Source organism: Pseudoflavonifractor intestinihominis (genome assembly GCF_040096055.1).
In the GTDB taxonomy this organism is placed as follows: Bacteria; Bacillota; Clostridia; order Oscillospirales; family Oscillospiraceae; genus Pseudoflavonifractor; species Pseudoflavonifractor intestinihominis.
The window spans coordinates 1-22,058 of record NZ_JBBMFK010000025.1; the positions used below are offsets into that span (position 1 = coordinate 1).

A 22,058-nucleotide genomic window follows, 5' to 3' on the forward strand; every position below is an offset into this window, starting at 1 on the left:
TAGCTGTACAATCTTTTCAGGCATGGTTTGCTGTCTCCTTTCAGAATGGTGTGTCGCGACTTCATTCTACCAGAGATCTGCAAACCATGTCTCTTTTTCTTTTTGCGAAACTTATTCTACCTTATCTAATACAATCTTTATTATTTAGACAATGAATGCAAATCACAAAAACCGCAATCCATTGGGGACCAATGAAAAAACCGCTATCCATTGTTGCTCAATGGATAGCGGTTTGGTGGAGGCGAGGGGAGTCGAACCCCTGTCCGAAAACGCTTCAACGGGAACTTCTCCGGGCGCAGACGGTTATTTACATTCCCTTACCCAGGCGTGAGCCGTCACACTCAGGGGCTTGGTAGCTTCATTGTTCATGGTGCGCTCAAAGCTTTGCGCACTCACGTGCACCACTCGTCGACGCCCAATCCCGGACCGTGGTCCTTCCAGGTTGGACGGCCGCGTTAAGCCGCGGCGAGAACTACGTTGTCGTCGTTCTTTAATTTATAAGTTGCCCGTTTTAAGGTGGTCAGGCGCCACCGCCCGCTATTCCCGCCTCTACGTCCCCGTCGAAACCAGTACGCCCCCGCGTCGTCGGAGCAAGCTCCATATCACTCGCTTCGCCGTATACGGCAAAGCTTGCTCATTGCGCTGCTCCTCCGCTCCGGACGACCCCGCTTCGCTGGGCTTTGTCCGGATTGGGAAAACGGTACGATCATCCTCTTATGGGGAAAAGGGAGAAAGCTAAAAACAACGACAATTGCTCTTCATGTCTTCTCACCCGCCGGTGGGGGAAAGAGAATATTTCATCCGGCGGGGCGGGTGCCCCGCCGGAGTGAAAACAATGGGAAATCAGATCTTCTCAGGGGCGGGATAGTCCACACCGAAGGTCTCCACGGTCACGGACTTCATCCGCTGATCCTTGCGGGGACGGTCGGTACGCACGTCACGGTCGGCGTAGACAATGGCGTCGGCCACGTCCATGCCCTCGATGACCTTGCCGAAGGCGGCGTAGTCCCCATCCAGGTGGGGAGCCTTCTCCACCATGATGAAGAACTGGCTGCCGGCGGAGTTGGGGTGCATGGCGCGGGCCATGGACAGCACGCCGCGGTCATGCTTCAGGTCGTTCTTCACGCCGTTGCGGGCAAACTCGCCCTTGATGGTGTACCCCGGGCCGCCCATGCCGGTGCCGTCGGGGCAGCCGCCCTGGATCATGAAGCCGGGGATGACGCGGTGGAAAATCAGGCCGTTATAAAAGCCGGACTTCACCAGGCTGATGAAGTTGTTGACCGTATTGGGGGCCACGTCGGGATAGAGCTCGGCGACCATCTTGCCGCCGTCCTCCATCTCAATGGTGACCAGAGGATTCTGAGCCATTGGGAACATCTCCTTTCCGTTATGGAAGCAAATTATCTCAGTAGCCGCCCCGGGACTTCATGGCCCGGTCCATCTCGCGCTTGGCGTCCTTGGCGGCGGCGGCATCCCGCTTGTCATAGAGCTTCTTGCCCTTGGCAAGCCCCACCTCCACCTTCACCCGCGCGTTGCGGAAGTAGAGGGAGAGGGGAATGAGAGAGTAGCCGTCCACTTTGGTCTTCTGAAACAGGCGGAGAATCTCCCGCTTGTGCATCAGCAGACGGCGGGTACGGCGGGGGTCCTTGTTGAAAATATTGCCCTGCTCATAGGGGGAGATGTGCATCCCCACCACGGACAGCTCCCCGTCCTTGACGATACAGAAGGCGTCCTTCAGGTTCACGTTGCCCTGGCGGACCGACTTGACCTCCGTGCCGCAGAGCTCAATGCCTGCCTCGTACTTATCCTCAATAAAATAGTCGTGGTAGGCCTTGGGGTTCTTGGAGATAATCTTAATACCCTTCTGGTCCATGGGACGCACCTCCTTCCGGGCGGGTATGGCGGTGTGCGCCGGAAAGACGGCACAAATACCACTGTGAAAGTATTATACCATATCTGTCAAGGGCTCAGACAGGGGGAAAATGGCGCAGCAGTACGGCGGGGGCGTCCCGGTCCAGAATGGCGCGGCCATGCTCGGCCAGCCGGGCATCCGGATGGGTGCCCGCGTCCTCGGTGCGGCCGAACTCCGACAGGCAGGCCGCCATGCCCCGCTCGCCGCCGGGGAGAGAGAGCCAGAAGCGGCCGTCCAGCCAGGCCAGAGCGCTGTCCTGGCACAGGGCGGGCAGCGCCCGGACGGCGGCGAGCAGCTCCTCAAAGCCGGCGAAGGAGAACCACTGCCGGGGCGGCGGCGCCACCCGGGCAAAAACCAGCACGCCGCAGGCCTCCGGGTAGGCCTCGATCTCGATGGGCCCCTCCAGGGGCATGCCCTCCCGGGCAAAGGCGGCCCGGGCCAGCTCCAGCGCCCCCTCCAGGGTGAGCTGGGAAGGCGTGAGCCCCCGCTCCTTCAAGTCCGCCGCAGTGATGTACAGCACCGCGCTGCCTGCGCCGATGGGTTGGATGGTCATAGTAGAGACCTCCTTGCTCTGAACAGAAAATGGGCCCCGAAGCGGGCCGTATGACATGGCTACCATTATAGCGGCCGCCCCGGAGGGTGAACAGCTGTAATGATTGGGGGAACTGGAAGAAGCGTCTCCGGGGTAGCGCGGAAATGGGGATTATGCTATAATGTCATAATAGCAACAAACAGAAACGGAGCGCGTTATCTGCGGCAAGACCGGATGAATCCATATTTTGACAAATGGGGCGGTTTAGAGATGGAACTGACAGAAAAAACACTGGAGAGCCGGGAAATCTTCCGGGGACGCATCGTGACCCTCAAGGTGGATAAGATCGAGCTGCCTGACGGGCATCAGTCGGGCAGGGAAGTGGTGGAGCACCCCGGCGGCGTGGCCGTGCTCCCCCTGGACGACCAGGATATGGTGACCCTGGTGCGGCAGTACCGCTACCCCTTCGCCAAGGTGATCACCGAGCTGCCCGCCGGTAAGCTGGACGGAGACGAGGACCACAGGGTGGCCGCCCTCCGGGAGCTGAGCGAGGAGGTGGGCCTGGAGCCCCAAGAGCTGACCTACATGGGCTGCCTCTACGCCTCCCCCGGATTCTGCACCGAGGTGCTCCACATGTACCTGGCCCGGGGCCTGAAGCAGGGCGCCTGCCACCCCGACGAGGGGGAGTTCCTAGAGCGGATCAAGGTGCCCTTCGACCAGCTGGTGGAGCAGGTCATGAACAACGAGATCTCCGACGCCAAGACCGTGGCGGCGGTGCTGAAAGCAAAGGTGCTGTTGGGGCGGTGAGCGGCCGTCCTGTAGAGGAGGCAGTCATGAACAAGCGCATTCTCATTGTGGAAGACGAGAAAAATATTGTGGACATCCTCAGCTTCAACCTGGGCCGGGAGGGTTACGAGACCATAGAGGCCTACGACGGTCAGACCGGGCTCCAGCTGGCCTTGGAGCAGGACCCGGACCTGGTGCTGCTGGACCTGATGCTCCCCAAGATGAACGGCTTTGACGTGTGCCGCAGCCTCCGGGCTCAGGGAAAAAGCACGCCGGTGATCATGCTCACCGCCCGGGAAGAGGAGAACGACAAGGTCCTGGGCCTGGAGCTGGGCGCAGACGACTACATCACCAAGCCCTTCTCCATGCGGGAGTTGCTGGCGCGGGTGAAGGCCAACATCCGCCGCCGGGAGATGTCCGGCGGCCCATCCGCAGCTCCCCTGAGCACCAACAGGTTGGAGGCCGGGCGCATTTCCGTGGACCAGGATCTGATGGTGGCCTACAAGGACGGACGCCCCCTGGACCTGACCCAGCGGGAGTATGAGTTACTGCGGTTTTTGGCCGCCCGGCCGGGAAAGGTGTTCTCCCGGGAGGCCTTGATGGAAAACGTGTGGAACTACGAGGGGTATGTGGGCGACGTCCGGGCCGTGGACGTGGCCATCCGCCGCCTGCGCGAAAAAGTGGAGGACGACCCGGCACAGCCGCAGATCATCGTGACGAGACGGGGCCAGGGGTACCTGCTCAACCCGTAGAGAAAGTCCGGATTTTTAAGTGCAGAGAATCCATAAGACAGTTTTGAGAAGCCGTCAGGAGGTGAGGACGCCGTGTTCAGAAGCCTGCATATGAAGCTGGTACTCATTATGGTGCTGCTCATCGTGTCGCTGATGACCGTGGTGGGGGCGTTTCTGGTCAACTCGGTGTCCGCCTTCTACCTGACAGAGTTCTACGACCAGATGCACACCGTGTTCCGCTCCGACAACGAGACCCTGGCCCGGGATCTACAGGCCGAGGCCGGAGAGGGCCAGAGCGACGTGGACGTGATCCAGGACGTGCTCAAGAGCTACATCGGCGCCCTGGGTATTGACAACCGCCACCGCAACTACTTTATCCTGGACGGCGCCACCGGCAAGTGCCTGGCCGCCTCCGACGAGGAGAAGGGCGCCAATCTGCGCATCACCCCCAACATCACCGCCGCCATCCAGAACCAGGAGGGGGACATGAAGGATGTGTCCGCCGACTACATGGACGTGGCCGTGCCCATCCAGCGGGGAGAGAACCGGTACATCATCTATATCCTGGACGACCGGACCACGGTCCAGAACCTGAACACCCAGCTCTTTCAGCTGATCCTGGAGGCCCTGGCCTTTGGCCTGATTATCTCCATCCTGCTGTCCTTCCTCCTGTCCAAGACCATGATCACCCCCATCGAGCGGCTGACCACAGGCGCCGAACGGGTGGCAAAGGGGGACTTCTCCCACAAGATCGAGGTGGCGTCCAAGGACGAGATCGGCGTGCTCACCGGCACCTTCAACAACATGGCCCGGCAGCTGCGGGACACCATCCGGGAGGCGGAGAACGAGCGCAACAAGCTGGGCACCCTCTTCCTCCACATGACCGACGGCGTGGTGGCCTTCTCCCGGGACGGGGCGGTCATCCAGTGCAACCCCGCCGCCGAGCGGATGCTCCGCCGGACCATCCCCGTGGGGGGCGACGAGGTGACCTATGACACCCTGTTCGGCGACATCGCCGCCCTGCCCTCCGTGCTGGCTGTGGAGCAGCCCGGCTATCTGGACGGCGAGCGGGAGATCGACGGCACCATCCTGGAGCTGCTGCTGGCCCCCTTCTCCAGCGAGAGCGCCGGCGGCGTCATGGTGGTGATCCACGACGTCACCGAGCAGCGCAAGACCGAGGAGATGCGCCGGGAGTTCGTGGCCAATGTGTCCCACGAACTGCGCACCCCCCTGACCAACATCCGCAGCTACGCCGAGACCCTGGTGGACAACGCCGGCGAGCTGCCCCCCAACACAGAGAAAAACTTCCTGGGCGTCATCCTCAACGAGTCCGACCGGATGACCCACATTGTCCAGGATCTGCTCACCCTGTCCCGGTTCGACTCGGGCCACAGCGAGCTCAAGCTGGCCCCCTTCTCCTTCGAGCAGGCCATCCGGGACGTGTACAACGCCGTGCTGCTGGACGCCCAGCGCCACGGCCACACCCTTCGGCTGGAGATCGAGGAGAACCTGCCCAACATCATCGGGGACCGGGAGCGCATTCTCCAGGTGATGATGAACGTGGTGTCCAACGCCATCAAGTATACCCCCGACGGCGGCAGCATCCGTATCTCCGCCGGCCGGCTGAGAGAGCGGGTGTGGATGGAGGTGGAGGACAACGGCATCGGTATCCCAGCCGCCGACCGGCCCCGCATCTTTGAACGGTTCTACCGGGTGGACAAGGCCCGGTCCCGGGAGTCCGGCGGCACCGGCCTGGGACTCTCCATCGCAAAGGAGATCATCGACCGGCATGAGGGCGTGATCCGGCTGGTGGACAAGGATACCCCCGGCCTGATCGTCCGGGTGGAGCTGAAGATTGAGGGACCTTGCCATGGAGCGTAGAAAAAAACGCAGACGCCTGCTGGAGCTTGTCAAGGACGTGCTCATCGTCCTGCTGGCCCTGTCCGCCGTGTACCTCACCATGCGCACCCAGATCGGCGGGCTGGCGGGCTGGAACGGCAGCTGGCTCAACAGGCTGTTCAACGGAAAGACCGTGAGTCTGCTTCCCACCGTCAGCGAAGAGACGGAGGAAAACATGCAGCTCCGGCCGGTGCGCATGTCGGTCCAGCTGGGCAGCGGCGGCCGGTACGGCGTGCAGTACGACCAGACCGCCGTGGACGCCCTCTTTGACGCCACCGCCAGCCTGCTGGGCGACGCCCTGGGCAGTGCCCAGAGACCGGTCCAGGTCACCGAGGGCGCCTGGCGGGAGGCCCTCTCCGACGCATGGGGCATCTACTTCGACTTCCGGGGCACCGTGCCCCTGACCGTGCTCTCCGCATCCCTGTCCGGCGCTGTCAATCAGGCCCTGCCTGAGGCGGACGTCCGGCGGCTCCTGCTGGCCGAGGAGGAGGGGGCCGTGCGCCTGTATTATAGTAATGAGAGCACCGGCCTGTACTATGCCTGCGACACCGCCGAGGCACTCCGGGGCCACGTCCAGACCGCCGCCGCGGTCTACAGCCCCAACGGCACCGTGTTCGCCTATGAGACCAGCTACTCCGAGCTGGCCCCCTATGTAATGGTGGCCGCCACCCAGGTCAGCCCCAAGGTGTACCACGCGGCCAACCCGGTGGCCCAGATGAGCGAGAGCGACCGGGAGGAGATGATGGAGGCCCTGGGCTTCCACCCCCAGTCCAACAACAGCTACCGCAGCGGCGACCGGCTGATCGTCAACGAGTGGCCCGACCGGCTGAGCATCCTGGACGACGGCCACGTGCGCTATGAGACCTCTGTCTCCAACGAGCCCAAGTACCCCGTGGGCACACCGGGGGAGCCGGTGGACGCGGCGGCAGTGGCCCAGGCTACCTGGCCCCTGGCCGAACAGACCATAGGACAGTCCTGCGGCGCGGCCAGACTCTACCTCATTGGCGTGGTGCAGATGAGCGAGGACGAGTGGATGGCGGATTACGGCTACTGCCTCAACGGCGCAGGCGTGGAGCTGGGCGCAGACGGCTATGCCGCCCGCTTCATCATCCAGAACGGACAGATCACCGAGTTTGAGCTCTTCTTCCGCAGTTACACCGACACGGGCGAGCAGTCCATCGTGCTGCCCGAGGCCCAGGCCGCCGCCGCCATGTCCGCTCAGAGGGTACAGGGCAGCGAACTGCTGCTGGCCTATGAGGACAACGGCGCTGCCGAGCTGCTGAAAGCGGAGTGGATCGCCATACAGACCCCGTGAAATGAGGTGAGCCGCCTTGGAGTGGTCTAAAATCAAGAACATCATCCTGCTCATGCTCCTGGCGGTGAATCTGTTCCTGCTGGTGCTGGTGGCGGATCAGGAGCGGAAATCCGCCGCCTACCAGGAGGAGGCCCGCACCGGCGCGGTGGAAATCCTGGAGAAGGCCAACATCCACATGGACCCGGAGAATCTGCCGCCCGAGCGCGACCTCCACACCATGTCCGTGGAACGGGACAGGACCATGGAGGACGCCATGGCCCAGGCCCTGCTGGGCGAGACCAGCAAGTCGGGCGACCTTGGCCCGGTCACTTACTCCGGCAGCCGGGGAGAGGGGCAGTTCCTCAGCGACGGCAAGTTCTCCTTTACCTTCGCGGGAGAGGGACTGCCGGCCGGACAGGAGGACCCGGAAGTACACGGACAGAAACTGCTGGAGCAGGCCGGCTATGAGTGCCAGGTGCAGAACGTCCGGCAGCAGGAGGACGGGACCACCGTGGTGACGGTGCAGCAGCTGTGGGACGGGGACCCCGTGTTCAACAGCACGTCAGACCTGACCTATGAGAACGGCAGCCTGCGGAGCATCCGTGGCCAGCGGCTTATGGGGACCCCTGAGCCGAAAGCCGGCACGGAGCCGCTGGACGTGGCCACCATCCTGCTCCGCTTCCTCAGCGGCGTCCAGGACGGCGGCTATGTGTGCAGCGAGATCGTGGGCATGACGGCCGGATACGAGGTTACCCTGTCCAGCACCGGCAGCGCCGCCCTGGAGCCGGTATGGCTGATTATCACCAACACCGTCTCCTTCTATGTGGACGGGACCGACGGAACCGTCCGGCAGGCGGAATAAAAAAGGACGCCCTTTCCTATCACCAGGAAAAGGGCGTCCTTTTTTAGAAACTGTGAAGATAGCGGGGAGAAACGGCGCAATATGACGTAAAACGGGGAGCTGGAAGAATTCCAGCTCCCCGTTCTGTCAGGTATCCATCGGATGCCGGCGTCAGCCGACCACCACCAGACGGACCTTGCCGCCCTCCTGGGGGGCGCGGTCATAGTAGATGGTGAGGGTATCCGCATAGGCCCGGGCCTCATTCAGCGAGTCAAACCAGGTCTTGGTGGTATTGTTATAGCAGAGCACATTGCCGGCGATCGGGAGAACCATATCTCTGGTGGTGACGGTACCGATGGGGGCCTTGCTCTCGGGGTTAATATACTCATTCATCTCAAAGGCAGAACGAGGTACATTCTCCACCGCCTTCAGCGCCACCCAGTTGGACAGCTTCGGGACACCGCTGATGGTATCCAGAGAAGCGGCAATGCCCACCAGATCGCCGTCCTTAATGGGGGCACCGGTGATGAGCTCCTCGCTGTACTGGCCCTTGCCAATTTCTACGGACACAGAGGTGTTGGTGAAACTCACCTGATTTTTCTCACCCGTAACAGTCCCCTTCTTGGCAAAGCCGTAGGTGTACTGGTCGCCGGTGACATCGTCAAAGACAATGAAGTTGACCCGACCGGCATAGTCCTTGCCCACATAGGTGATCCTGTCGGCGGGGACAGTGGTCCGGGTGAGCTGATCGAAGGAGATCTCAACGGGCGCGCCCCTGCCTACACGCTCATAGAGCACCACGTTGTCGGCCAGCTTATCCTCGCCGAGCGTGCGGGCGGCCACGTCCAGAGCGCCGGAGGCGCCGCTGCCGGAGAGACGGGACAGAGACAGCATACCCAGCTTATTGGAGGATACTGTCACCAGCTGGCCCTGCATCTGGGCTGCGCTCTCCTCGGTATAGATGGTGGCGCCGGTGAACACGACCTTTTTCCCGTCGGAATCCCGGATGTCCGCCAGCGGGGTCACGGTGGCGGTGGTGCCCTCCATCTTCGCCACACCCACAGTGGTAGACTTGGCCACGGAGGGAGAGACAGCGCCGGCTACCTGGCCGTCGGAGGTGAGAAGCAGCGTGACAGTGTCGCCGATTTTAAAAGAGGCCAGATCCGCGTAGGCGCTGGAGAGCACAGGGAAGGTGGCACCCATGATGGTGACGCTCAGAGGCGTGGCGGGGCTGGGAGAGACGTTCTCATAGACGCCGGTCAGGCGCAGATCGCAAATATAGAGGGTTTTGGAGGCTTTGTCATAGGTGGCCACGTCGTACTGGCGGATATCCGACAGCGTGGCGGGCAGACCGTTCTTCAGGATGCGATAGCCTGTATCGTTGCCAACCAGAGAGGCAAAGGGATTACCGGAACCGGTGGCCTTGGCCACGACGGCTGTCTCGGAGGCCTGGGTGGAGGGAAGGTAGAGATACTCCAGCTTGCCGGTGGCGCCATAGCGCAGGACCAGAGCGGCGCCGGTCTTCAGGTTGAGATAGATATCCCGATAGGTGGTCTCGCCGCTCTCACGGTAGACCGGAGTGTCGGGCGCCACATCCAGCTTCTCGCCGCCGGAGACCGTCACGGAGTTAATCTCGGCAGACACGACAGAGGTGGCGCGCTGGGTGCCGCCCTGGCTGGGGAGAATGGCGATGACCTTGCTGCCCTTGTCCAGCACCAGACGGGCACGGGAACCAGCCAGAGCGGTGTCAAAGGGCACATGGTTGGTCTTGTAGGGGTCGGCGGAGCCGGTGGTCAGGATACAGCCCGCCGTGCCGTCAGCCGCGGTGGCGTCCAGCGAGAGGACCACCGCCTCGTCGGTGATGCTGCCGCCCAGCTGGGTCAGGTAGGGAGACTCGGAGTCCTTGGGGGCGGTGTACAGCATGTTCTCAAAGAGAATGGCGGTCTGGCCCCGGGTGATGGTGGAGTTCCAGGTGAGGGACAGGCCGTCGGTCAGGCCGATGACCGAGGCGGCGGCCAGATAGCCGCTGTACCAGGGAGAGCCCGCCGCCACGTCGGAGGCGGTATACCCCAGCATGCGCATCATGGTGGTGACCGCCTCGGCAAAGGTGATGGTCCGACCGGGCTGGAAGGTGCCGTCGCCCACGCCTACCATCAGCATTTCGCCGCCGCTGCCGTCCTCACCGCCGCCAAGGCGGGTGGAGGCGGCCAGGTTGATATAGCCCCGGGCCCAGTGGTCGCCCTTCACGTCCAGAAAGATGGTCCGGTTCATCTGGGCGGAGGCCTCCTCGCCCTTGCCCATGATCTCAATGGCCATCTTGCAGAACTCGGCCCGAGTCAGGGTGCCGCCCGGGTTGAAGAGGGTGCCGCCGGTGCCGTTGACCACGCCCAGGAGGCGCAGCACCTCGGCAGCCTCGGACACGTCGGGGTCGGTGATGTCGGTAAAGCCGGAGACACTGGTGGTGCCGGCAGCCGCAGAGGCGGGAACCACCGTCAGCAGGCCGCACAGCAGAGCCACCGAGAGCAGACCGGCAAGGAATCGTTTGATTTTCATATTTCTCTCTCCCTTATAGATGGAGTTGGGGTCATGCGAAAACGACAGGCTTACTCGGCCCGCAGGGCTTCCACAGGCTGGAGGCCGCTGGCCTTGATGGCGGGATAGAGGCCGAAGATGATGCCCAGGCCCACCGAGATGGCAAAGGCGCCCACGGTGATGCCGGCGTTGGGCAGCAGTATAATACCCAATGTCTGCTTACAGACGATCAGCGTGCCCACGTAGCCCACGCCGATGCCCAGAATACCGCCGATGCCGCAGATCATACAGGCCTCAATGAGGAACTGGATAATAATGCTCTTCCGCTCCGCGCCGATGGCCTTGCGGATGCCGATCTCACGGGTACGCTCGGTGACGGTGACCAGCATGATGTTCATGATGCCGATGCCGCCCACCAGCAGGGAGATGGCCGCAATGCCGCCCAGCAGCATCTGCTGGCTCTTGTTGGCCTCTTCGGTAGAGTCGATGTAGTTGTCAGGAGAATAGACATTGTAGTAGCCGTAGCTGTTTCCAGTTTTAGAGTCACCGATCAGGCCCTTCAGAAAGCCCTCCAGACGGGCGGCCGCCTCCTGAGTGGAGGCGGCATCTTTTGCTTTGACAATAAAGTCAGAGTTGCTGGAGGAGACATTGCCGGAACCGGCTACCTGGAAGGCACGGGTGGTGGTGTAAGGCAGGAGAATGAAGTTGTCCTGCTGAACATAGTGTTTGGTCTCCTCGGTAAGTGTTTTCTCATTGATGCGGGACTCATAGACACCAATGACTTTGAAGGGGACGCCGTCAAAGAGCATGGTCTCGCCGATAGGATTTGCATAGTTAAAGAACAGTTTGGCGGCGTAGGAGCCCAGAACGCACACCTGACTGCCTCGCTGTACATCCAGATAGGTCAGGTCCCGGCCCTTGGCAATGGTGGCGTTGTTGCAGGCCGCCCACTGGTCGCTGCCCATCCAGATCTGGGGGGGCTGGACACTGCCGTCGTCCGAGTACATGTTGTTGGAATTCTTGGCCCCGTACTGCACGGTGAACCAGCAGTACTGGTTGGGCGTCACACCCACCACCAGGTCGTCCAGCTGCTTGCAGTAGTTGTAGAGACTGTTGAATACCACGTCGTCGCTGGAGCCACCCGTCCACTTATAGGCGGAGACCTGGATCTGGTTGGTGCCCATGGACTTCATCAGGTCCATCATCTGCTTGGTGGTGCCCTGGGCGTAGGTCACCAGGATGATGACCGCCGCCAGACCGATGATGACGCCCAGCATGGTGAGAAAGGTGCGGCCCTTCCGGGCGGCAATGGACTTGGCCGCCAGCTTGATGGTCTGTTTTAAGTTCACAGCCAGTCCACCTCCTGCTGCCCGTCAGATACAATCTGACCGTCTGAAATGCGAACCACCCGGGGCACCGTGGCCGCGATGCCGTTGTCATGGGTGATGAGAATCACGGTGGTCCCCTCCTTATAAAGACGCCGGAGGATGTCCAGTACGTGGATGCCGGTCTTGGAGTCCAGCGCGCCGGTGGGCTCGTCGGCCAGAATAATGGGGGGATGAGTGCCGATGGCCCGGGCGATGGCCACCCGCTGCTGCTGACCGCCCGACATCTCCGTGGGCTTGTGGTCCCGCCGGTCCCACAGGGACACCCGCTCCAGCGCGTCCCGCACCCGCTCCCGCCGGACGGAGGCCTTGATGCCCTGGTAAATCAGGGGCAGCTCCACATTTTCGTAGGCGGAGAGGGCGGGGATCAGATTGAAGCCCTGAAAGATAAAGCCGATCTGTTTGTTGCGCACATGGGAGAGCTGCCGGTCCGACAGGTCGGTGACGTCGGTGCCGTCCAGATGGTACTCCCCGTAGGTGGGGATGTCCAGACAGCCGATCAGGTTCATCAGCGTGGACTTGCCCGAGCCGGACTGGCCCACAATGGCCACAAACTCGCCCCGGTCGATGGTGAGGGACACGCCGTTCAGGGCGCGCACCTCACGCTCCTCTCCCTCGTTATAAATCTTGAATACATCTTTTATATCAATGAGCATTCCATCATCTCCTTTTGACAGGAGCGGCTCAGCCCGCCTTGGAGGAGGCGCTGGCCCTGCGGCCATAATAGTTGCCGTCCGCGCTGGGGGTATTGTTATACACCATGTCGCCGTCGTTGAGGCCGGAGGTGATCTCCACGTTGGTGTCGTCGTTCAGGCCCAGCTCCACCGGGATAACCGCGCAGTCGTCAGGGATCTCCTCCTGCATTTCCTCGGGCAGGACGGACTTGTCAATGGCGTTCTCGGGGGCCTCCTGGCCGGGCTGGAGCTGGATGTAGACCACAGGCTGGGGCTTTTCCGCGCCCTCGGAGGTGTAGTACCGCACATCCTGGCTGGGGATGATGATGCCGGTGCTCTCAGCGGCGGTGAACTCATAGTCCAGATAGTAGCCGCCCATCAGGGTGCCGGTGGGATTGTCCACCCGGATAGTGGCGGGGAACACGGTGACGCCGTTTTCATTGGTGCCCTGGACGGCCACGGTCTCCACCACGCCCATGTAGCTGTTGCCGTTCCAGTCGGACAGGTTGATGGTCATGCCCTCGGAGATGTACTGCCGGTTGTGGTCGTCCACCTGGATGTTGACCGTCATAACCGCATTGTCCGCGATGACGATGGCCGTGGTGCCCGAAGTGACCTCCATGTCCGGCATCAGGGAGCAGGTGACCACGGTGCCCGAAATGGGCGCCACGGCGGAGAAGTTCTGCACGTTCTTCTCGGCGTCAGTCACCGCCTGCTGGGCCTTTGTCAGGGACTCCTGGGCGGTGTTGATCTGCTCCTGCTTGGCGCGGATCTGCTCGTCAATATCGTTGGTGCCCTGGACCAGCAGCACCTGACCCGCGGTGACATTGGCGTAATTCATCAGATCCGCCACCTGCTCCACAGGCCCGGCGGCCTTGGTGGCGATGGTGGTGGTCTGGTAGTAGGCCAGCTTGCCGCTCTCGTAGGGGTAGATGGGGACGCCGGCGGAGTCGGTCAGAGAGGCGGAGGCCACCATGTCGGCAGTCAGGGTGCCCGGGTTGTCCAGCACAAAGATGACCTCAAAGGTCACCGAGCCCTCGGGGACGATGCGCTCCACCTTGTTGATCTTCTCCACCGTGCCGGTGAGGGTGGCCATGACGGCGGGAATGGAGATCTCCGCCGTCTGACCCACCTGGATGTCGTTCTCATAGGCGTAGCTGTAGTACAGAGACAGCTTCAGCTTGGTGTCGTCCACCAGAACGGCGATCTGGGTGCCCGAACTCATGGGGTCCCCTACCTTAATATCAGAGACCTCGGTCAGCTTGCCGCCGTGGGGAGCGGTGATGGTCAGGTCGCCCCGGCTCTTCTGCAGGTCGGCCATCTCCTGGTTGAGCTTGGACATGGACTCCTGCTGGGCCACCAGCGCCTCCTGGGCGTTCTTGAGCGCCTCCTCCGCGGCGGGGGAGGTGACGACGTAGAGAAGATCGCCGGCGTTGACCACCTGGCCCTGAGTCACATACACCTCCTGGACCACGCCGTCAGCCGCCAGGGTGATGGTGGCGGAGTCCTTGGCGTTGGCTGCGCCGCCGCCCCGGACCGTGGTGGAGATGGTGCCGGTGGAAGCCCTGTCATAGATGGGCTCGCCCAGGTTGGAGTCCTTATGGTCGGTAAACACAAAGTACCACAGGGCCCAGGCCGCAGCGGCGATGACCGCCAGGACAATGATTGCAGTGATGATGTTCTTGACGATCTTCTTGTTCTTCTTCTTCCGCTCCGGAGCCTTTCCAGAGGGCTGGGGAGCCGGTGTGTGAACGGGCGCCGGGTCCATGACGGGGGTGTTCTGTTCAGCCATTTTCATTTCCTCCTATTGCCATAGGTTCTCATCATCATTGTAGCATGGGGGAACAGGGGAAAGCACTACAAATGAATGACAAGTTGTTAAGATAACCTTAAGATTCAGCCTCCTGTCTTTTAGACGCAGAGAAAGAAAAAAAGTTACCGTCCGAAAGAAAAAAGATGCACGCCCAAGCGCATCGCGGCGGCCCGAAACAAGCCCATGGAGAGGCGCCGCTGCCGGGGACGGACAGCGGGCCGGAGCACAGCACCGGGGCCTGAAACGGGGGCCTCTACCTTATATGTATTGAAAACACGGAAATGTTACAGCCAAACGAAAATAATCAAAAAATTTTAAAAACAGGGCGGGAACCTTTTAAATGGCCATATCGTCTAACAAAAAATGATAAGACAGGAACGGCAAGGTCGTAGTTTTACGGTTGTGTTACAAATGGGGGAAACCGCTTGACGATTTCGCCGGGATGTATTATCATGCCCACAGAGGCAAGGGGTGCGGTACTGTGCGGAAACGCTTAGTTTGCCCCCCACACTCAAAATTTAGAAGGAGGAATTCCAAATGAGAAACCTCAAGCGGGTCCTCAGCCTGGCTCTGGCCTCCGTCATGCTCATCGGCATGATGGTCATTGGCGCCGGCGCTGCGGACAAGACTGCGGCTGACCTGACCGATATGGACAAGGTCACCAACAAAGAGGCTGTCTCCGTGATGGTCGATCTGGGCATCATCGTGGGCAAGCCTGACGGTTCCTATGCCCCCACTGAGGGCGTGGACCGCGCCACCATGGCCAAGCTCATCACCTACGTGCTGATGGGCGACGTGGACGCTGCCATCTTCGAGGGCACTTCCACCGATCTGACCGACATCGACACCAACTGGGCCGAGGGCTACATCAAGTACTGCTATGCCAACGGCATCATCTCCGGTGACGGCCAGGGCCACTTCTTCCCCACCCAGGGCGTGACCGTTGTTCAGGCCGCCAAGATGCTGCTGGTGGCTCTGGGCTATGACGCCAACGCCAGCAAGTACCAGGGCAACTCCATGTGGTCCGTCAACATCATGAAGGACGCTCAGGTTGCCGGCCTGCTCAACGGCGTTGAGGGTACCGCTAACGACACCCTGACCCGTGACGGCGCTGCTCAGATGATCTACAACACCCTGAACGCCAAGACTGTGACCCCCAAGTTCCAGTACGACATGGGCGTGCAGTACCTGAGCGAGTATGTTGTTGACTCCACCACCCTGGGCTATCAGACCTACGGCATGGTGAAGGTGAACCCCACTGTGACCGGCATCGAGGACGGCAAGGCCGTTCTGGATCCCGCCATTGCGGGCACCAACAAGCTGTCCATCAGCAAGACCCTGACCGCTACCCCCGACATGGTCGGCAACGTTGTCACCCTGTACGTGAAGGGCACCCTGAACACCGACGGCACCTACAAGGCCAGCAGCCTGATCTCCAGCTCCCTGGTCATCAGCGCCACCAACGTTCTGGGCACCAGCACCGACGGCACCAAGGTGACCGGCTATGAGGCTGGCAAGACCAACGACCTGACCACCAACAAGACCGCCAACAAGACCTACATCGCCGAGCTGGATGAGTCCGTCAACTACTTCGAGAACGGCACCATGCTGGACAACGTGGCTGCTGCCAACGCCGCCATCAAGGTCGGTACCGTTGTTGAGCTGATCGACGCCAACGGCAACGGCAAGGCTGAACTGGTCAAGCTGACCAACAAGTCCGTCAAGACCGTCTCCGGCGACGTCAAGACCAAGACCGAGGATGACGTGCTGATGGTCTCCGTCCCCGGCGTCACCACCAACTATGTCGAGGCCAAGAGCGTCTCCGGCTACGAGGGCCTGGCCAAGAACGACGTGGTCCTGACCGTTGAGATCGGCGGCGTGACCTACATCGAGAAGGCCAACACCGTTGAGGGCGTTGTCACCGGTATCAAGAACAACACCTACAAGGTCGACGGTGTGTACTACGGTGTGTCCGGCCTGGTTGTCAACGGCATGGAGGGCTACACCGCCAACGACTTCAAGAACACCTACACCTTCTACCTGGACAACGGCAACAACATCGTGAAGGCCGTCAAGGTCACCGAGGAGACCGTCACCAAGACCGCCGTGGTTCTCGACTACGGCAAGATCACCAGCAGCGCTATCGGCGCCAGCTTCGTGGCTCAGGCTCAGCTGCTGTTCGAGGACGGCACCGTTGAGGTCGTCGAGATGAGCAAGTTCGGCGGCAAGACCGTCGTGAACGCCGACGCTGGTGAGAACCAGGTCAACTATGACACTGTTGCTGCCAACAAGGGCGTGTTCGTCGACTACTCCGTCGACAAGGACGGCAAGTACGAGCTGACTCTGGTCGACTCTGCTGAGCCCATTGCCACCGATAAGGGCATCACCACCAACACCGCTAAGTTCGACGGCACCAACATCGCCAACGCCAACACCATCTTCCTGGTGAAGAAGGGCACTACCTACACCGCTTACAAGGGCATCGCCAATGTTCCCAGCATCGCCAAGGCTGACCTGAAGAGCGGCCAGGTCGTGAGCAAGGACGGCGTGGCTACCTACGTCTACATCGTGGCTGACAAGTTCACCGGCGACGTGGCTGCTGCCAAGTATGCTTACATCCTGAACAAGGACGCCTATGAGGTCGTTTCCGATGGCAACAACGGTCTGGATTATGTCTATGCCGCTATCGTGGACGGCGTGAAGACCACCCTGACCGTGGACACCACCGACTACGTCAAGGTCAACGGCCTGGTCACCTATGTGACCACCGACGGCGTGGTGAGCGAGGCAGTCAAGCCTGTGACTCCCGCCACTGGCCTGAAGTCCATCTCCGGCGGCGTCATGGTCGTCGGCGCTGACGAGACCGCTTACCTGTACAACGACAGCACCGTCTTCTACGCCATCAACGAGAAGACCGGCGACGTGGAGACCGTGACCGCCAGCGACATCGCTGCCAGCGAGACCGCCAAGGTCGCCGTCGTGCTCGCCGATGGTACCACCAACAACACCGCTTCCGTGGTGTTCGTGATCACCCCCGCTGTGTAATCTGACGATTCACACAGTCACAAGAGCAAAAAAGGGACCCCGGGCCTTTGGCCCGGGGTCCCTTTTGTCATGCCTGTTTTTATTCCAGAAAGATGACGCCGTAATCATGGACAACGGGCGTGCTGCCGGACAGGGACAGGCGGAGGCATCCGGCCGCAGCTGCCGCAGAACGGGTCAGACGGAAGGTGCTCTCCTGACAGGAAGTCCCCTCCAGCGTCTGAGCGGCAGAGGTCCCCGCCTGCTCCATTTTCTCAAGGCTGCCGCTCTGCTCCCCCAGAAACGCGGCGACCGTACCGCCGCCGCTGTGCCGGACATAACAGATGGCCTGAGTCCAGGGGCCTATGTCCTCGGCGGAAGAGATCAGCCCGCCCGAGGTGCTGCCGGCAGGTGTAACGGTCAGCCCGATGGCAACAGGGTGGATGATACTGTCCTCGTCCTCGTATGCACAGACAATACTTCCGGCAATCCCCTCGGAAGTGACGTTTTCCACGCGAATTTCATAGACCTCATCCTTGCGGATGGAGCAGGTGATGGGAAACTCATACCAGGCCATGTTATCTTTCAGAAAGTCCAGCGTCTTGGTGGCATCAGCCAGCTTCCTGTCGTCCTGCCAGATGGACAGCGCCACGGTTTGAATGTTGGAGGTGCCATACCCCTGGACCGAGACCGCGGTGATGGTACCGTTGCCCTGGGCGGTCCAAAGACGCGAGACAAAATCGCCCCTGCGTGCGGATTTTCCAGATGTGAGCGTGGCAGGCCGGGGGACGTCGGACTGGCCGGCTGTGTCAAGGCTGACGGTGTGAGCCGCTGTGTCACGGTAGGCGCTCCCCTCCCAGGAGGCGATGCGGCTGCCGTCCAGAAAGCCATCAAACATCAGCCCCTTCTTGAAGCCGGTGTATTTGCCCTCATAGTAGTTTTGCAGCAGCAGGTTGTAGACGTTGTAGCCCACGTCCTCCAGACCGGACAGGGCCTGGTCCGCTTTTCCCTCCGCCTGCGCCACTGCGGCGTCAATGAGACGGTGGTCCTGGTTGAAGTCCTCCCGGAGAAACGGGTCCGCGCTCTCCCACTGGTGGAGGCCGATGTGCTGTGTCTGTGTGCTCATAAGTATGCTCCTTTCCGATTGTTGCGCCGCTTGCCGCGGCAGGCAGGAGGGCGCCGGGCTTGATACGCTTTCACATGGATCGCCCCCTCCTCATATCTCCCCGTTCCGGTGCGGATTGTTGCACAGTACAGGGCATCCAGTTTTTATATGAGGCCTCCACGCTACCCGGGGCAGAGCAAAAGAACATTATTTGCCGCTTTTTCAACAGAGAAGTGTCGCCCCCGGGCAATCGCGTCGGGATGGGAGACACTCCTTTTTTATGCCATGGGCGAGACGGCCGCCGGAACAGGGAAGCCCATCGCTCAGAGAAGTTCCAAAGCCGGGAGCGGCAGAGAAAACCGAAGGAACCAATTTCTAGGACATTCCTTTTTGGAGATTTGTTTAAATAGAATAAAACCACAGAAAAAAGGACATAGTGACACCATAGAAACGGCAGGAAACGGAAAAAGAAGGGGCTGAAAGACACGAAAATTCAATCAGGAGGCCGGAGATACTGTAAAATTACTTTGATTTTACATGAGACTATGTTATAATATCTGCGACTGGCATGGAGCGCATGCCGCGCCGGAAAAACGTCGGGGTTTCCCCTTCAGAAGGAGTACGGCGGAAAATATAAACTTGAATTGTCTGGCCGGTGTTGTGCCGGCCTGCTGACTGAACAGGCTGGTTTCCAGCCGCAACGGAGAGAATAGAGGGTGCCGTTTTGACAAAATATGTGATCCGCGGCGGTAAGCCGCTTTATGGTGAAATCGATATCAGCGGCGCCAAAAATGCCGCGGTGGCCATTATCCCCGCTGCACTTTTGGTGGACGGCGTATGCCGTATTGAGAATATCCCCCAGATCAGCGACGTGACGATGATCCTCAACATCCTGCAGGAGCTGGGCGCCGACGTGCGCACTGTCAACCGGACCACGGTGGACATCGACTGCTCCCACATCCGCAACGCAAGAGTCCCCAACGAGCTGGCTCGGAAAATCCGCGCCTCCTATTACCTGATCGGCGCACTGCTGGGCCGCTTCGGCAGCGCCCAGGTGCCTCCTCCCGGCGGCTGCCACCTGGGCGACCGCCCCATTGACCAGCACATCAAGGGCTTTGTGGCCATGGGCGCCGAGGTGGACGTGCGGGGCGGCTTCGTCAACGCCTGGGTCAAGGACGGCAAGCGCCTGAGCGGCGCTCAGGTCTACCTGGACATCGTCTCCGTGGGCGCCACCATGAACATCATGCTGGCCGCCACCCTGGCCGAGGGCACCACGGTCATCGAAAATGCCGCAAAAGAGCCCCATATCGTGGATCTGGCCAACTTCCTCAACTCTATGGGCGCCCGGATCATGGGCGCCGGCACCGACGTGATCAAGATCAAGGGCGTGGATCGCCTCAACGGCGGCACCTACTCCATTATCCCCGATCAGATCGAAGCGGGCACCTATATGGCCGCCGTGGCCGCCACCGGAGGCGAGGTCCTGATCAAAAACGTCATCCCCAAGCACCTGGAGTGCATCACCGCCAAGCTGGTGGAGACCGGCGTGGAGGTGGAAGAGCGGGATGACGCTGTTCTGGTGCGCAGAGATCCCTCCGTGCGCCTCACCCGCACCAACATCAAGACCCTGCCTTACCCCGGCTTCCCCACCGACATGCAGCCCCAGATGGCCGTGGTCCTCTCCCTGGCCGAGGGCACCAGCGTGGTCACTGAGGGCGTGTGGGACAACCGCTACCGCTATGTGGACGAGATCCGCCGCATGGGCGCACAGTTCCAGGTGGACGGCAAGGTGGCTGTCATTGAGGGCGTGGACCACCTCACCGGCGCCCCTGTCCGGGCCTGCGACCTGCGGGCCGGCGCGGCTATGGTCATCGCCGGCCTGGCCGCCCACGGCGTCACAGAGGTGGACTGCATCCACTATATTGAGCGCGGCTACGAGGACATCGTACGCAAGCTCTCCGGCGTGGGCGCCGACATCCGCGTTGTGGTCACCCCCGACGAGGACAAGCAGGCCCAGGTGGGATAACAAAATAGCCAGTCAGGGCGGCGGCAATGTGCTGCCGCCCTGTTTTTATGAACGCGCCGGGCATATAACGCCCCCACAGACCGTTTTATTGCTTGCAGACACTACATAGGAGAGATTCGATTGCTGTCATTGACCACCCTTGCCAGCGGCTCCAGCGGCAACAGCCTGCTGGTGTCCGATGGGAAAACCCATATCCTGATCGACGCCGGCATCTCCGCCCGGCGAATCACCAAGAGCCTGCGGGAGCTGGGGATCGACCCGGCTGAACTGGCGGGCATCCTCATCACCCACGAGCACTCCGACCATATCTGTGGGCTGACCACCCTGACCAAGCAGTTTGACATGCCGGTATACGCCAGCAAGGGCACCGGACGGCAGCTGTGCTACCGGATCGCCTTCCTGGAGAACCGGCTCAGGGCCTTTGAGGCCGGCGCGGTCTTTGAGATCGGAGGCCTGACCGTGGAGTCCTTCCCCACGCCCCACGACACGGCGGAGAGCGTGGGCTACGCCGTCTCCGCGGAGGGCAGAAAGGCAGCCGTGGTCACCGACCTGGGCAGGGTCACCGAAGAGGTGGCCAGGGGAATCCGGGGCGCCAACCTGCTGGTGGCCGAGACCAACTACGACCCGGAATGGCTCCAGTCCGGACCCTACCCCTACTACCTGAAGGAGCGCATCCAGGGGGGCTGGGGACACCTCTCCAACCAGGCAGGGGCCGAGTTGGCCTGCTCCGCTGTGGAAAACGGGGCCAGCACCGTGATCCTGGCCCACCTGTCCAAGGAGAACAACACCCCCGCCAGAGCCTACGACACGGTGCTGGCCGCCATGGAGCGCAGGGGCATACGGCCGGGGACCGACGTGCGGCTGGAGGTGGCCCCCAGAAGCGAGACGGGTATTCGCTGCGAGGTGTAATATATGCTGGGAATTCACGTGATCTGCGTGGGAAAACTGAAGGAAAAGTTCTACACCGACGCCTCCGCCGAGTACGCCAAGCGGCTGGGCGGATACTGCAAATTCCAGCTCACCGAGCTGCCCGAGGAGCGGCTGCCCGACAACCCCTCCCAGGCCCAGATCGACGCCGCCCTGCGGAAAGAGGCCGACGCCATCCTCCAGCGGCTGCCCAAGGGGTGCGCCGTCACCGCCATGTGCGTGGAGGGAAAAGTACTCTCCAGCCAGGAGCTCAGCCGCCGGATCACCGACTGGGCCGGCCAGGGCCGCAGCCAGCTCTGCTTTGTCATTGGCTCCTCCTACGGACTCCATACCGCTGTCAAGGAGCGGGCCGACCTGCGCCTGTCCATGTCCAAAATGACCTTCCCCCACCACCTGGCCAGGGTCATGCTGCTGGAGCAGCTCTACAGGGCCTTCAAAATCGCCGAGGGCTCCAGCTACCACAAATAGCGCCCCGCCGTAATACACCGCGCGGCCCCCGCACAGCAGCGCTCCGGGGACCGCGCGGCGTTTCCATATTTGAAATTTGTGGGTATTTCTGGACTTCAGGGGTGGATAGCCG

At 61.3% G+C, this 22,058-nt stretch carries 17 protein-coding genes and 1 other RNA gene; 9 read left to right on the forward strand and 9 right to left on the reverse strand.

What is annotated here, in order from left to right:
• Positions 1–233: 233 nt before the first annotated feature.
• From ssrA to WMO64_RS13235, 4 genes are all read right to left on the reverse strand, one after another.
• Positions 234–579: a transfer-messenger RNA gene (gene ssrA, locus WMO64_RS13220) on the reverse strand.
• A 264-nt stretch (positions 580–843) separates the two neighbouring features.
• On the reverse strand, positions 844–1,368 hold the full coding sequence (locus tag WMO64_RS13225) for a peptidylprolyl isomerase (protein WP_349232272.1): 525 nt from the start codon (positions 1,366–1,368) through the stop codon (positions 844–846).
• 37 nt (positions 1,369–1,405) lie between these two features.
• Positions 1,406–1,873 carry an SsrA-binding protein SmpB gene (gene smpB / locus WMO64_RS13230; RefSeq protein ID WP_006573054.1) on the reverse strand — a complete coding sequence of 156 codons (468 nt, stop codon included), beginning with the start codon at positions 1,871–1,873 and terminating at the stop codon, positions 1,406–1,408.
• 94 nt (positions 1,874–1,967) lie between these two features.
• A complete protein-coding gene (locus WMO64_RS13235) occupies positions 1,968–2,465 on the reverse strand; it encodes a hypothetical protein (RefSeq protein WP_349232273.1) in 498 nt (165 codons plus the stop codon).
• Positions 2,466–2,714: 249 nt separating this feature from the next.
• On the opposite strand from WMO64_RS13235, the gene WMO64_RS13240 reads away from it, so the two are divergent.
• The 5 genes from WMO64_RS13240 to WMO64_RS13260 all read left to right on the forward strand — a co-directional run bounded on the left by WMO64_RS13240 (position 2,715) and on the right by WMO64_RS13260 (position 8,016).
• Entirely contained in the window at positions 2,715–3,251 is a 537-nt protein-coding gene (locus tag WMO64_RS13240) for an NUDIX domain-containing protein (protein WP_294516464.1), read from the forward strand.
• A gap of 26 nt (positions 3,252–3,277) precedes the next feature.
• Positions 3,278–3,982, forward strand: a complete 705-nt coding sequence (locus WMO64_RS13245) for a response regulator (RefSeq protein ID WP_349232274.1) — start codon at positions 3,278–3,280, stop codon at positions 3,980–3,982.
• Between the two features lie 90 nt (positions 3,983–4,072).
• Complete coding sequence (locus WMO64_RS13250; protein WP_349232275.1) at positions 4,073–5,842, forward strand: ATP-binding protein; 1,770 nt, start codon at positions 4,073–4,075, stop codon at positions 5,840–5,842.
• Complete coding sequence (locus WMO64_RS13255) at positions 5,832–7,175, forward strand: hypothetical protein (protein WP_349232276.1); 1,344 nt, start codon at positions 5,832–5,834, stop codon at positions 7,173–7,175. The genes WMO64_RS13250 and WMO64_RS13255 overlap by 11 nt, the downstream gene beginning before the upstream one ends.
• A gap of 16 nt (positions 7,176–7,191) precedes the next feature.
• Positions 7,192–8,016, forward strand: a complete 825-nt coding sequence (locus tag WMO64_RS13260; RefSeq protein WP_349232277.1) for a two-component system regulatory protein YycI — start codon at positions 7,192–7,194, stop codon at positions 8,014–8,016.
• A 150-nt stretch (positions 8,017–8,166) separates the two neighbouring features.
• Here WMO64_RS13260 and WMO64_RS13265 read toward each other — a convergent pair whose 3' ends face one another.
• The 4 genes from WMO64_RS13265 to WMO64_RS13280 are packed head-to-tail and all read right to left on the reverse strand — an operon-like array spanning position 8,167 to position 14,378.
• The gene (locus WMO64_RS13265) at positions 8,167–10,548 is read right to left on the reverse strand and encodes an S-layer homology domain-containing protein (protein ID WP_349232278.1); all 2,382 of its coding nucleotides are present in this window, start codon (positions 10,546–10,548) and stop codon (positions 8,167–8,169) included.
• Between the two features lie 50 nt (positions 10,549–10,598).
• A complete protein-coding gene (locus tag WMO64_RS13270) occupies positions 10,599–11,876 on the reverse strand; it encodes an ABC transporter permease (protein ID WP_294516447.1) in 1,278 nt (425 codons plus the stop codon).
• On the reverse strand, positions 11,873–12,568 hold the full coding sequence (locus WMO64_RS13275; protein ID WP_294516444.1) for an ABC transporter ATP-binding protein: 696 nt from the start codon (positions 12,566–12,568) through the stop codon (positions 11,873–11,875). Before WMO64_RS13275 ends, WMO64_RS13270 begins: the two co-directional genes overlap by 4 nt.
• Positions 12,569–12,596: 28 nt before the next feature.
• Complete coding sequence (locus WMO64_RS13280; RefSeq protein ID WP_349232279.1) at positions 12,597–14,378, reverse strand: efflux RND transporter periplasmic adaptor subunit; 1,782 nt, start codon at positions 14,376–14,378, stop codon at positions 12,597–12,599.
• Between the two features lie 558 nt (positions 14,379–14,936).
• Between WMO64_RS13280 and WMO64_RS13285 the strand changes: the two genes are divergently transcribed.
• Positions 14,937–17,444 (forward strand): S-layer homology domain-containing protein, encoded by a 2,508-nt coding sequence (locus tag WMO64_RS13285; RefSeq protein WP_349232280.1) that lies wholly within the window; start codon positions 14,937–14,939, stop codon positions 17,442–17,444.
• A gap of 79 nt (positions 17,445–17,523) precedes the next feature.
• Here WMO64_RS13285 and WMO64_RS13290 read toward each other — a convergent pair whose 3' ends face one another.
• Entirely contained in the window at positions 17,524–18,546 is a 1,023-nt protein-coding gene (locus WMO64_RS13290) for a hypothetical protein (RefSeq protein WP_349232281.1), read from the reverse strand.
• 703 nt (positions 18,547–19,249) lie between these two features.
• On the opposite strand from WMO64_RS13290, the gene murA reads away from it, so the two are divergent.
• The 3 genes from murA (at position 19,250) to rlmH (ending at position 21,946) form a co-directional block, all read left to right on the forward strand.
• The gene (murA, locus tag WMO64_RS13295; protein ID WP_294516432.1) at positions 19,250–20,551 is read left to right on the forward strand and encodes a UDP-N-acetylglucosamine 1-carboxyvinyltransferase; all 1,302 of its coding nucleotides are present in this window, start codon (positions 19,250–19,252) and stop codon (positions 20,549–20,551) included.
• A gap of 120 nt (positions 20,552–20,671) precedes the next feature.
• Positions 20,672–21,460, forward strand: a complete 789-nt coding sequence (locus WMO64_RS13300; RefSeq protein WP_294516429.1) for an MBL fold metallo-hydrolase — start codon at positions 20,672–20,674, stop codon at positions 21,458–21,460.
• Positions 21,461–21,463: 3 nt separating this feature from the next.
• Positions 21,464–21,946 (forward strand): 23S rRNA (pseudouridine(1915)-N(3))-methyltransferase RlmH, encoded by a 483-nt coding sequence (rlmH, locus tag WMO64_RS13305; RefSeq protein ID WP_349232282.1) that lies wholly within the window; start codon positions 21,464–21,466, stop codon positions 21,944–21,946.
• Positions 21,947–22,058 lie beyond the last annotated feature (112 nt).

What these genes read in the sequence shown, in the direction of transcription:
- WMO64_RS13225 (WP_349232272.1), bottom strand. Translation starts at nt 1,368, where the DNA reads ATGGCTCAGAATCCTCTGGTCACCATTGAGATGGAGGACGGCGGCAAG.
- smpB (WP_006573054.1), bottom strand. Translation starts at nt 1,873, where the DNA reads ATGGACCAGAAGGGTATTAAGATTATCTCCAAGAACCCCAAGGCCTAC.
- WMO64_RS13235 (WP_349232273.1), bottom strand. Translation starts at nt 2,465, where the DNA reads ATGACCATCCAACCCATCGGCGCAGGCAGCGCGGTGCTGTACATCACT.
- WMO64_RS13240 (WP_294516464.1), top strand. Translation starts at nt 2,715, where the DNA reads ATGGAACTGACAGAAAAAACACTGGAGAGCCGGGAAATCTTCCGGGGA.
- WMO64_RS13245 (WP_349232274.1), top strand. Translation starts at nt 3,278, where the DNA reads ATGAACAAGCGCATTCTCATTGTGGAAGACGAGAAAAATATTGTGGAC.
- WMO64_RS13250 (WP_349232275.1), top strand. Translation starts at nt 4,073, where the DNA reads ATGAAGCTGGTACTCATTATGGTGCTGCTCATCGTGTCGCTGATGACC.
- WMO64_RS13255 (WP_349232276.1), top strand. Translation starts at nt 5,832, where the DNA reads ATGGAGCGTAGAAAAAAACGCAGACGCCTGCTGGAGCTTGTCAAGGAC.
- WMO64_RS13265 (WP_349232278.1), bottom strand. Translation starts at nt 10,548, where the DNA reads ATGAAAATCAAACGATTCCTTGCCGGTCTGCTCTCGGTGGCTCTGCTG.
- WMO64_RS13275 (WP_294516444.1), bottom strand. Translation starts at nt 12,568, where the DNA reads ATGCTCATTGATATAAAAGATGTATTCAAGATTTATAACGAGGGAGAG.
- WMO64_RS13280 (WP_349232279.1), bottom strand. Translation starts at nt 14,378, where the DNA reads ATGGCTGAACAGAACACCCCCGTCATGGACCCGGCGCCCGTTCACACA.
- WMO64_RS13285 (WP_349232280.1), top strand. Translation starts at nt 14,937, where the DNA reads ATGAGAAACCTCAAGCGGGTCCTCAGCCTGGCTCTGGCCTCCGTCATG.
- WMO64_RS13290 (WP_349232281.1), bottom strand. Translation starts at nt 18,546, where the DNA reads ATGAGCACACAGACACAGCACATCGGCCTCCACCAGTGGGAGAGCGCG.
- rlmH (WP_349232282.1), top strand. Translation starts at nt 21,464, where the DNA reads ATGCTGGGAATTCACGTGATCTGCGTGGGAAAACTGAAGGAAAAGTTC.